The 11,045-nt window shown below is 35.9% G+C and carries 10 protein-coding genes and 1 pseudogene; 8 read left to right on the top strand and 3 right to left on the bottom strand.

Translation table 11 applies throughout. The features are described from left to right. Positions 1–117: IS3 family transposase (locus tag AC1DVK_RS25430; protein ID WP_477627684.1), on the top strand; the 117-nt coding region annotated here is incomplete at its 5' end. Positions 118–358: 241 nt separating this feature from the next. Here AC1DVK_RS25430 and AC1DVK_RS25425 read toward each other — a convergent pair. Next, complete coding sequence (locus AC1DVK_RS25425; protein WP_477627683.1) at positions 359–481, bottom strand: hypothetical protein; 123 nt, start codon at positions 479–481, stop codon at positions 359–361. 542 nt (positions 482–1,023) lie between these two features. Between AC1DVK_RS25425 and AC1DVK_RS25420 the strand changes: the two genes are divergently transcribed. Then, positions 1,024–1,296: a competence protein CoiA family protein gene (locus AC1DVK_RS25420; protein WP_477627682.1), complete on the top strand. Its 273-nt coding sequence runs from the start codon at positions 1,024–1,026 to the stop codon at positions 1,294–1,296. A gap of 117 nt (positions 1,297–1,413) precedes the next feature. Here the strand turns inward: AC1DVK_RS25420 and AC1DVK_RS25415 are convergent, their stop codons facing one another. Continuing rightward, a complete protein-coding gene (locus AC1DVK_RS25415) occupies positions 1,414–2,079 on the bottom strand; it encodes an excalibur calcium-binding domain-containing protein (RefSeq protein WP_477627681.1) in 666 nt (221 codons plus the stop codon). 455 nt (positions 2,080–2,534) lie between these two features. Between AC1DVK_RS25415 and AC1DVK_RS25410 the strand changes: the two genes are divergently transcribed. The 4 genes and pseudogenes from AC1DVK_RS25410 (at position 2,535) to AC1DVK_RS25395 (ending at position 7,182) form a co-directional block, all read left to right on the top strand. Beyond that, on the top strand, positions 2,535–3,308 hold the full coding sequence (locus tag AC1DVK_RS25410) for a hypothetical protein (protein WP_477627680.1): 774 nt from the start codon (positions 2,535–2,537) through the stop codon (positions 3,306–3,308). Between the two features lie 254 nt (positions 3,309–3,562). Further along, positions 3,563–4,580, top strand: a pseudogene (locus AC1DVK_RS25405) (IS3 family transposase). Between the two features lie 232 nt (positions 4,581–4,812). Further along, a complete protein-coding gene (locus AC1DVK_RS25400; protein ID WP_477627679.1) occupies positions 4,813–5,409 on the top strand; it encodes a TetR/AcrR family transcriptional regulator in 597 nt (198 codons plus the stop codon). Between the two features lie 429 nt (positions 5,410–5,838). Further along, the gene (locus tag AC1DVK_RS25395) at positions 5,839–7,182 is read left to right on the top strand and encodes an SCP2 sterol-binding domain-containing protein (protein WP_477627678.1); all 1,344 of its coding nucleotides are present in this window, start codon (positions 5,839–5,841) and stop codon (positions 7,180–7,182) included. A 954-nt stretch (positions 7,183–8,136) separates the two neighbouring features. On the opposite strand, the gene AC1DVK_RS25390 is transcribed toward AC1DVK_RS25395, so the two are convergent. Next, positions 8,137–9,654 (bottom strand): COG4705 family protein, encoded by a 1,518-nt coding sequence (locus AC1DVK_RS25390; protein WP_477627677.1) that lies wholly within the window; start codon positions 9,652–9,654, stop codon positions 8,137–8,139. A 721-nt stretch (positions 9,655–10,375) separates the two neighbouring features. Between AC1DVK_RS25390 and AC1DVK_RS25385 the strand changes: the two genes are divergently transcribed. Both AC1DVK_RS25385 and AC1DVK_RS25380 read left to right on the top strand, forming a co-directional pair. Beyond that, positions 10,376–10,588, top strand: a complete 213-nt coding sequence (locus AC1DVK_RS25385) for a hypothetical protein (RefSeq protein WP_477627676.1) — start codon at positions 10,376–10,378, stop codon at positions 10,586–10,588. A 5-nt stretch (positions 10,589–10,593) separates the two neighbouring features. After that, on the top strand, positions 10,594–10,830 hold the full coding sequence (locus AC1DVK_RS25380; protein ID WP_410862100.1) for a hypothetical protein: 237 nt from the start codon (positions 10,594–10,596) through the stop codon (positions 10,828–10,830). Positions 10,831–11,045: the final 215 nt, after the last annotated feature.

The raw sequence follows: 11,045 nt of genomic DNA, 5'->3' as shown, positions 1-11,045 counted from the left end.
TTAACAAGGGAATTACAGGATTATGTCCACTGGTTTAATCACATACGAATTCATGGGACACTGGGTTATGTAAGTCCGATTGATTACAATCTTGAACACCTTAAAAAAGTTGTCTAGTTTAGTGTTGACATACCACTTTTGTCCTGCATAGACGGAGGAGAGACTGTCACTACATCCTTTTTTCATCCCTTACGTAAAACATGTATTTGTTTTTCCTCGCATCCAAGTCCCGTAGCCTTAAGTTGGATAACTCATTAACCCGGATTCCGCTTCCTAAAAAGAGGGATAAGATCGCAAAATCACGTTCCTTGTCCCTTTTAAAGTATATGAGTTTCCTGGACTTTTCAGGTATCTCTCTTTAGTCATGCTTCACGAATTCAAGAAACCAAGCATCCTCATCATTGTGGAAAGTCTTTATCGATATTCTGGAAGCACGTGCCCCTAAAGTCTCTTTCGCGTTATTTACTTCGATCTTCAGCATGACATTTCGATAAAAGTAAGGTTTGCTTTGAATGGGGTTCGCTGAGATACATGTAAAAACGGGTCATACACCTGCTTTTATTTCCAAAGTGCACGATGTCAAAAATAACATTAAAGATATGAATTGTGAAGTTCAACCTAAAAAAAGTCGAATTCCTGTACGTGACAGCAAGCAATATTAATACTGCGCTTTTTCATTGTGTTTTCACTCTGTTGTATCCCCCGGTCTAAACAAGAAGGAGTAAGTTCATATTCTTCAATAAGAGACTTACGATCTTCATCTGCTACTATTTTCTTTAATGGAAATACCCAAACGTTTCGTATGCGACCATCTATATCTTTTTATCTATCAATATCAGGGTACTAGACACTACTTGTTGGAGGAAATTAAAAAGCATGAAAATATATTGAAGAAAGATGTATTAGTAAAACTAAAAATCATTTTCGATGATGGTGATTACATATATTCCCTGTTAATATATATAAAGTAGCAGTAGAATAGAACTAATGAATTAAACTATTTCTTAGATTGTGGTGAATTGTATGGAAAAAGCTTTTGATAGTGTCGGAAACCTCGTTCAAGCCAATAAAGCACACAAGAATATTGGCGGTTATATGTGTTCATGCTGTGGGGAAGACGTTATAAAAGCCGAGGGTAGAATTCAAACAGCTCATTTCCGACACAAAGTTGGTGGAAAGAAAGAGTGGTGTGATCTATATACTCAAGGGTCAGGGAATATTTATGATCCACTAGATTATGCAACTTCGGTTAGGGTAGCCAACAGGACTTTTGGAGAGCCAGAAATACCTAATTAACATAGGAAAAATCACTATTCTTTATATCTGCTTATAAAAAATTAAAAAGGTTTCGGGAACTCTCCGAAACCTTTTTGTCTACAAATTGGGGCTCTATACGATAGAGCATATATTTTATTACCTTTCACAAGCATAGTTGTCTTTATCGCGGTCCATACTTGGTACATAAGCAGGATGACCAGCTGGAACACCGTTTGGATATGTACCTCGTAAATCGGTACAGTTTGCGAAATCTTCCCTTTCTCCTGAGGATGTAGAAGCAGTTGATTGATTTGAATTTTCTTTTGCAGTAGAGGTAGAAGTATCTTTACTTGCAAGTTGATTATTTAAACTATCAACTTCGTTTTGCAAACTTGTATTTTTAGTTGTTAAATCACTAATCTTTTTATTTAATGAATCTTTTTCTGATGAGAATTCCTTTTTTTCTTCTTCTAATGTTTTTAAATTATTTTCATATTCTGTAATATTATAAGCTGTTTCTTTAATTTCTGACTCAAGATCCGTAATTTGTTTTTCAAGCTTCGTATTTTCTAATTTTAAAGTATTATTCTCAGCTGTTAACTTTGTATTTTGTTCTATTTCATCATCAAGTTTACCTTGAACTCCTGTATCCAAAAACGATATTCCAACAATAAAAAATATTATTCCACCAATGAGCGGAGGATAAAAAATCTTTTTAGATAGTGCTTTTTCTTTGTTTTTCATCTTTTTGATAAAATGGTAGAGTAGGTAAAAAAAAGAATATAAAATAGCGAGAAAACCTAATATTGCGATGGCTGGCATAACTAACACTCCCTTAAATATAAACATTGCTAACTACTAAGATTTATATTTTAAACTAAAAAAACAAGCACTTATTTTTTGGAACTTCCCTCCTAGTGGTATATATCTATAATTCTACAAAAAAATTCAAATTCCTTTTTAAATGTTTAGATAGGCGTTACATATCACCATATATTTTTATGATTGATTTTGTAATAGCAGTTAATTGTATGGGGGATTTAAGAATCATTTTAATTACTTAAATCCCCCATTACGGACGTAGCATATTGCAAAGTAGAAGCGGATCAATGAAAAAAGATGGTTCTCTAGGTATGTCCTTTTTGATCAATAGCTTATTTTATTTATGTAACAAAAAGAAAATGTTTAAGAAGGCTTTTAAAATGGTAAATGGTGAAGAAACAGTATTAAGGGGCTGTAAATATGAGTGTTTTATTATTTGAGGTGACTTTTACTTTATGACCTTAACTAAAGAGTATCTCCCTATATTGGTAGCAATTATTGCAGCATCGATAGCATATTTATATGCAAAAAGAAATAATAAGCTTAATAATTTTTATACTCAGGTAAAGGAGAGCTTGGAGGGCATATTAGGGTCAATGTATTTTGACTTAAGAATTATTTTCCAAATTGAGGATGAGGTTGAAAAAGACTATGAAGTACAAAAATGGTTTAATAAGCATGGTCATATTGAGATGTCTCTTTTCAAATTGGGTGACCTTAATCTGATAAATTCCTATTTAGATTTAGAAAAAGAATATAGAAAACTCACAAACAGAACACAGAAAGATCAAAAAGCCTTTTATATTAACTTGGAGCGCTTTTACAGCAATTTAGATAAACACTATTGGAATTCTTTCCAATCTTTATATAATGACTATAACTGGTTTAATACGGTTTTAAATAGACCTTTTCCTGTTAAAATAGCTTTGGAATTAGCGAAACACTTACAAAACTTTAGTCAACTAATATTTTACCTAAGTACTTTTACCATATTTTTCGGAATTTACTTTAGAGTATTAAAAGAATTTGGTGTATCTGAAAAAAATATATTTTGGATACCTATTGATTTTATAACGATGGCTATACAATTGGCGGCGTTTTCCATTATGTTAATTGTATTTACTGATTTATTTCTACCTGGCAACTCTAAATGGCTTGAGGTATTCGAAAAAGTTGGAAATTTCATATTATCTCCAGTGAAAAAGTTAATTAAGATATTAAAAAGATAAAATATGTAATTAATTGCTTTTATTCAGTTGCATTAGAGTCTGTCCTTTAGAAATAAATAGTCAAGTGTTCTCTGTTATTTACTGAGATTCAATTGGATGGACGTGGAGATTCTTAAAGTGTGATGTTTTGTGAAGGATGGAAGGAAATGTACACTTCCTTCCGCCATGAAGTTAGCCTTGAATAGGCTACACTTAGTTGGACAGAATTTTTAAGGTCAAGTAGACTACAGAAACTACATTTGAGGAAAAGCTACATGGCCAAAAGAGAACGCCGAACATTTACCGAAGAGTTCAAACAACAGATGGTGCAGCTGTACCAAAATGGGAAGTCAAGAAAAGAGATTATTCGTGAGTATGATCTGACTTCTTCTTCTTTAGATAAGTGGGTGGGTCAGAGTCAGAACTCGGTTTCTTTTAAGGAAAAAGACAATCTAACCGATGAACAAAAGGAACTCATGGAACTCCGAAAGCGAAATAAGCAACTCGAAATGGAAAATGACATGTTAAAGCAAGCCGCGCTGATACTAGGACGAAAGTAAATGTGATTAAGAATAATCCGCATAAATACTCGATATCAGCAATGTGTAAAGTCCTGCAAATCCCTAGAAGCACCTATTATCATGAGGCGAAAGAAAGATCAACAGGGGATGATATTACTTCGGATATAATCGATATTTTCCATACGAGCCGTCAAAATTATAGAACACGTAAAATCAAAGTAGAACTAAAGAAACGTGGTCTCATCGTTTCTAGACGAAGAATCAATTTAACCCTCATACCAAATCATGTAATAAATCCGAACAGAAAAATGAACTGAACCGCGCGTTCGACCAGGAAGAAGAAATGACAGTGGTCTGGATCTTACGAAGGTCAACCTTGATGGAGGCGAATGCACGATAGACAAGAAAAGCATATTTGTTTGTTCCTTTACTGAAGCCCACGATTTCCCGATTAAAGAGATCAACAAATATCTTCCATASGGATCGTGGAAATGAGTTTAAAAATAAGCTCATGGAYGATGCTTTAAATACCTTTAACATTCAACGATCTTTAAGCATGAAGGGCTRTCCATATGACAATGCCGTAGCTGAAGCAACGTTTAAAATCATCAAAACGGAGTTTGTGAAAGGTCAACATTTWGATAGTTTAGAAGARTTAACAAGGGAATTACAGGATTATGTCCACTGGTTTAATCACATACGAATTCATGGGACACTGGGTTATGTAAGTCCGATTGATTACAAACTTGAACATCTTAAAAAAGTTGTCTAGTTTAGTGTTGACATACCATTGTTTGCATTTGCTACTTATATTTGCTAGGACGTAGGAAGTCTGTTTTGCTTGTCTTCCTTTTATTCAGTCAATGTGATGTAACCCACTTTAATCAAAAATTTTCCCTGTTATTTTTTGCACTTTACAAAGATACTACCTAATTGTACAATAAAAAGGACCGAATGGTCTTAAGAATTTCGTAAATCTTTTTCAAAAGGAGGCAAATAGATTCATGGTTAATCGCAAGGGAGAACAGACTAAAGCCCTGATCTTAGAAAAAGCATCAAAAATTTTTAATAGCCAAGGATATAGGGCATCTTCTATATCCGACATCATGCACGAGACTGGTCTTCAAAAAGGAGGGATTTATAACCATTTTGAAAATAAAGAGGAAATAATGTTGAGCGCTTTCTCCTTTTCCATTGACACTATGAGTCATTTTTTCTCTGAAGCAATGGCAGGCAAACAAGGATACATGGAACGCCTTCATTCCATTATTTCCGTATTTGAGGGGATTGCTGAAAGAGAATTGTTCCCGGGAGGTTGCCCGATTATGAATGCTGCCATTGAAGCAGATGACGCAGACCCATTGCTTCAAGAAAAAGTCCGTGAAGCAATGGATGGCTTGCTCGGAATGGTTCGTAATCTTGTTCAGGAAGGCATAAAGAAGGGTGAGGTTAAACAAGGAGTGGATCCCGAGTTTGTGGCGACCGTGTTAATCTCCACGCTGGAGGGGGCGCTAGCACTTAGCAAACTTTACAAGAACCAAGAGTACATGAAAAGAGCTGTGCATCATCTTAGATCGTTTCTTGCTCAGAACTGTGCCTAGCAGTCTAAAAAGAAGCCGGAGATGGCTTTTTTTTTACTCTAAAAAAGACCGATTGGTCTCACAGATTATCTATAATACTTAGAAGGCGATAATACGAAATCTGACAAGGATGCTGTCATAGTGGATGTCGTCTGATCATCGATGGGCAAGAAGAAAGAAACTGTAAGTCTTGACCGTTCCGATAAGCTTTCCGTACACGTTTCTGTGAGCCTTGGTAGAAAGCTTCACGACGGCGTACTTTGCGATGCTACTGATACAGCGATGAGAATAGCCTATGCATCTACCCTCAGCAAAGGGGAGACATTCACAACGTTAGAACTAAAAATCAATTTTACGAAGTCTGTATGAAATGCACAACTTCGAATGGTTGGGCAGGCCATCAAACAGTACGGCTGTGCGTTAAATTGAATGACTAAGGAGTTGAGTGCCATGAAAAAGGGGACAATAAATGATCATCCTACCGTAAAACAATATTACAAGAAAAAGGAAATTATGCAGGGGACCGAAGGCAGGCGCATAGATACACAATGGTTGCGGGATTTATGTCTACATGCAGGAGCCGACGATGTTGGATTCGTCACTATTGACCGAAGCGAACTTGAGGACCAACAAAAAGAAATTTTGAATCTGTTTCCTGAAGCCAGGACGCTCATTAGTTTCGTCTGTAAAATGAACCGCGAGCCCTTGCGTTCGACAGCTCGATCCATTGCAAATACGGAATTTCATCATGTTGTCGATAACGTAACGCATATCGGACATGAAATCGTAAAAGGGCTTGAAGAGCAAGGCATCAAAGCATTGAATCCGCCAGCAGGATTCCCGATGGAGCAGGAAAGTACCGGAAAAGCATGGGTCATCTCACATAAACCAATTGCGGTTGCGGCTGGACTCGGACAAATAGGCATCCATAGAAATGTCATTCATCCCAAGTTCGGCAACTTTATTTTGTTAGGTACGATCCTTACAAATGCAGATATGACTTCGGAAAGTCAGCCCATTGATTATAATCCGTGTTTGGAGTGCAAATTGTGCGTAGCTGCCTGCCCGGTAGGAGCCATTGGCGCTGATGGTCATTTTAATTTCTCCGCCTGTTATACGCACAACTATCGAGAATTTTCCGGCGGCTTCAGCGATTGGGTGAAGAAGATTACCGACAGCAAAAATTCTAAATCATACAGGGACAAAGTAAATGATGCAGAAACAGCATCTATGTGGCAGAGCCTTTCTTTTGGAGCTAGCTATAAAGCGGCCTACTGTATGTCCGTTTGTCCTGCTGGAGAAGATGTAATTGGTGAGTTTCTTGACGATCGCAAGAAATTTTTGAAGGACGTTGTCAAACCACTACAGGATAAAAGCGAAATGGTGTATGTAGTGCCGAATTCCGACGCTGAGGATCATGTCAAAAAGCGTTTTCCCCATAAACAAGTTCGACCGGTAAGCAACGGCTTACGATCGAAATCAATCCGTGCGTTTTTGCAGGTGCTTCCTCATATGTTTCAAAGAAATCAAGCAAAAGATTTAGCTGCTACCTATCATTTTACATTTACTGGAGAAGAAGATGCTCAAGCAACAGTTATCATAAAGAACAAGACCCTTACTGTGGAAAAGGGACATCTCGGGGATGCAGATTTCCAACTTATTGCAGACAGTCAAACATGGATTCGGCTGATGGCCAAAGAAACAGGGATATTATCAGCCGTCATGTCAGGTAAAATTCGCACAAAAGGGCAGTTAAAGCTGTTTAAAGCTTTCAGCAAGTGCTTTCCGTCATAAAAGATAAGAAGATTTTAATGAAAAGTGGGAAATAACATAATCATTTTGTTAGGTTCGATACATTATGGGTTCTGGTGCAAAAACCTATTCCTAGAAACATAGAGGAACAGTTTCCTTTAAATTGCTAACTTATGAAGTTAATCCAAACAGTTGATGGATGAATTTTTTTAGGTTTTGGACAGACACCGCCCTTTGGTGAGTTTGTTTCGTGGAATAAAAGAAATTAAGACTTGCGCCGAAGTTATTAATGAAATAATGAGTACCCTTGAAAAATAATAGTTTAAGTTTCTTTTTCAATAAAAGGGCGCGATTGCTAAATAATAATCAGTTGCTTTTTTACTAAATAAATCAGAATAATTCTATAAATGATTGGATGTAAATTATTAAGAAACCCAGCTAATCTTCTCAAGTGAAGGTAGCTGGGTTTTTAAAGTTGGATGTGCAAAATAACACTTAAAATAAGTGCAAATAATCGGTCAAAGTGACAAAAAAGCATATCCACTTTGGACATGCTTTTCTTTACCAGTTATCCGTTTTATCTAATAATTGTCAACTGTATCGAGATGAATGGAGTTGACTCTTCGGCAATTTCTTCAGTCTCAAAAAGCAATTGGTCAATATCTATTATAGCCAAAACAATTCGCCTTCCTTTTAGTCACTTCTACCTTCATGTTTTGCATAAATACCAATTTCAATTATACATCCGAAACTGCGATCATAACATTGCTAAAATCAATTTCTTCCTATAATTGGCTAGTTTAGGATACGCTTTTTTAGATAAATCCCTATCCTTGAGGAGTAATGCCTGATCTTACATGGATAATGGTTAATGATATAGCTATGAAATCCTAAGAATTCTAGAGCGATCGTGAGATTGTGTTTAGTTTATGGAGTGAGTTTAGTTTAATAAGAGTTCCATTTTAAAAGGAACGCGATTGACGATTCCTAAGAGTATTATTTATTTGCTGCGTTAATGGTACTAAGTGAATTGTTAAGTTCTGTTTTACACTTGTTTACATCAGGRTTCGATGAACGAACTGCTGCTAATACAACATCAATTGTTCCATCAATTTTYGTCCATGTAGCGCCATCGATTTTTCGAAGCTTAGGTTCCTGTGTGTCCCATTGATGTTCTAATTCATCTGCCCCTTKTTTCGCTGAAGCAAAGTCATTTTTGTTTACAGCGTTTCGTATATCATTTTCGATTTTTGCAAAATCGTTTAACTGTCCAGATAATGTAGTTTGTGAGGCACCAGACTTTGATGTTGCTTTATTTGCMCCTTTTAAGACACTAAGTGAATTAGTAAGTGCTGTTTTGCTTTGATTAAYATCAGGTTTTGAAGAACGAACCGCTGCTAGCACAGAGTCAATTGTTCCATCAATTTTTRTCCATGTAGTGCTATCAAWTTTTCGAAGCTTAGGTTCTTGTGTATCCCACTGATGTTCCAAATTATCMGCGCCTTTTTTTGCTGAAGCAAAGTCGTTTTTATTTACAGCGTTTAGCATATCATTTTCAATTTTAACAAAATCATTTAATTGACCTGCTAATGTAGCTTGCTCYGCAGCACCTTGTGATGCAATATTATTACTGCGCCAGTTATAACCACCTATACCMACAACTAAGAAAATTACGAGTACAACAATCGTTTGTGTTAGCACATGTTTCTTATTTGCATTACTTTGGTTTGTTTCMRCYATATCACTTTTAGCATTTGTATCAATTTTTGAAAYGGCAAGGAAAACGATGATYGCTAAAATAGCGATAAGAAAAATCACACTCGTAACGGTTGTMCCGAKTCCTAATCCGCCATTTACTTTTGGTTGRGATAGGTAATCTCCAATTGACGCTCCAAGCGGACGAGTTAAAATATACRCAATCCAGAAAGCTAATACWCCGTCAAGTTTYAAAAATTTATAAGCTAWGAACACAAGAGCAATAATAATAACAACGCCTATTCCTGTRTTAAGATAACCAAAACCAAGTTGTTCGGAATATAAATCRCCGACCGCTGTTCCAAGTGCAAAGGTGAAAAGGAYCGTAAGCCAGTAGAAAACTTCTCTTTTTCTAGTAAAAATCGAGTGGATCGAWAGTGTTTTTTCACTAAGATACCAAAATARAAAAGTCAGTCCWAGTAACACCGAGAATACAGCTGTACTAACCTCAAGTGGTACGCCCATATTATCTGTCAAATTATCCGTTACCAGTGTTCCAAATACGCTTATAAGAACAACCGTTACCCAGTAAATGGCTGGAACATATTTGTTTGCTTTAAATTGAACAAACAATGCAATAAAAAACGCAACACCCATAATAATGGTAGTAAGAGTTAAACCCAGTCCAATGGTGAAATTGATGTAATCAGCAAATGTTTCACCAACAGTTGTACACAAAACTTTGATGATCCAAAAGAAAATCGTCACTTGTGGCACTTTGTTAAGTGAAATTTTCATTTTATTTTGGTTTTCTTGCATATATAATTTCCTTTCATTAAAGTGGTTTCCCACAACTTAATTTTATTTCTCTCTCTAAATAAGGATTCCCATTCAAATCCAAGTTATTCATAAAGGAAGTCTGCGCTGTTTCTCCCACAGTGGTTGCCATAATCTTGACGATTCCAAAAAATATGGTGACTTGTGATTCTTTGCTTATCATTTACCGACTTGAAGGTTGGACCATTTCAGTTTGTTCAGAAAATGCTAAGTTTTCTTTAAAGGAACTCATCTCCTTTTTGGAAGTAGTCATTGTTACAAAGCAATTTCCATCTCTTATTTTCATTAGAAATGATGTTAGTCTCTATTATATTAGAAATGGGGGGGGCAATTTATTAAAAACTGATTAAAATTAACTTAAGTGTCTATTAAGTATAAGGGCATTTTCTTATTTTACATACGGTATTGCCACAGTCATATATGCTTTTAGAAAAACGAGAAAAGTTAAGAAAAGATTAATGCGCTTGGGTCATTTGTTTTATTTTTTATTTTTTTCGGGTTTTCTATTGAAGATGATCCTGTAGTTGAAAAAAGTTCTATTTCAACTGATGGGAAGACACAGACCGAATCAACCAGGGAAGAAGAACTAGAAGAAACAGTTAACAGCATTATTGATAAAAACTATAGCCACACAACTGTTAGCGAAAACTTAGGTCTAAATGATGGGAGTTATATAGTTTTACCATATTTGAAATGGGACGCTATGAACAATGCAAAGAGGACTAAAAATTTAATTGAAATGTATAGTGAGGATTTAGCAGCTAATCTCGCCAAAGAGGACGATATCAGTGAGATAACAGTTTTCTGGGAAGTACCTTCTCATTTAGAAGGCAAAAATATAGCGAAATTCACTTATAAAAGAAAAGGTGAGAATATGATCATCGGTGAACGTTGGTATGATCCTTCTCTAAGGTAGTAAGAATGAACATTAATATCAAAGTATACTTACACACCAAGGGAACTAATTTCTTTCAGAGTGGAATTTTTTCGGTTCTAATTTCAGATTTCAAGAAAGATCCAGATTGGACATCTGCTATTGCTGCATATGAATGGATTCAACAAATTAATAAGAATATGGGGTCTAGCGTTCGTATTGATCAAGTTGTATATGATGATATTGATATTACGGAGTTAGTTAAGAAGGTTAGACCTAATTAAAACAATCGAGTAGGAGGAGGCGCCTAGCCTCCGACCTCTCACACCACCGTACGTACCGTTCGGTATACGGCGGTTCAGTTTAAGTCTGACGTAGTTTTGTATATCGTTCATATAGATTTACTAACCCATGATGGAGCCAATAAACATTATTAAGGGTTTTGTCTAGAATAGGACTATGCGCTATGCGCCAATAACCCTTTCTGCTATTTCCCCAT

It is taken from the genome of Peribacillus sp. P4_B1, from assembly GCF_056402395.1.
This window is presented reverse-complemented; position numbering and strand designations above follow the sequence as displayed.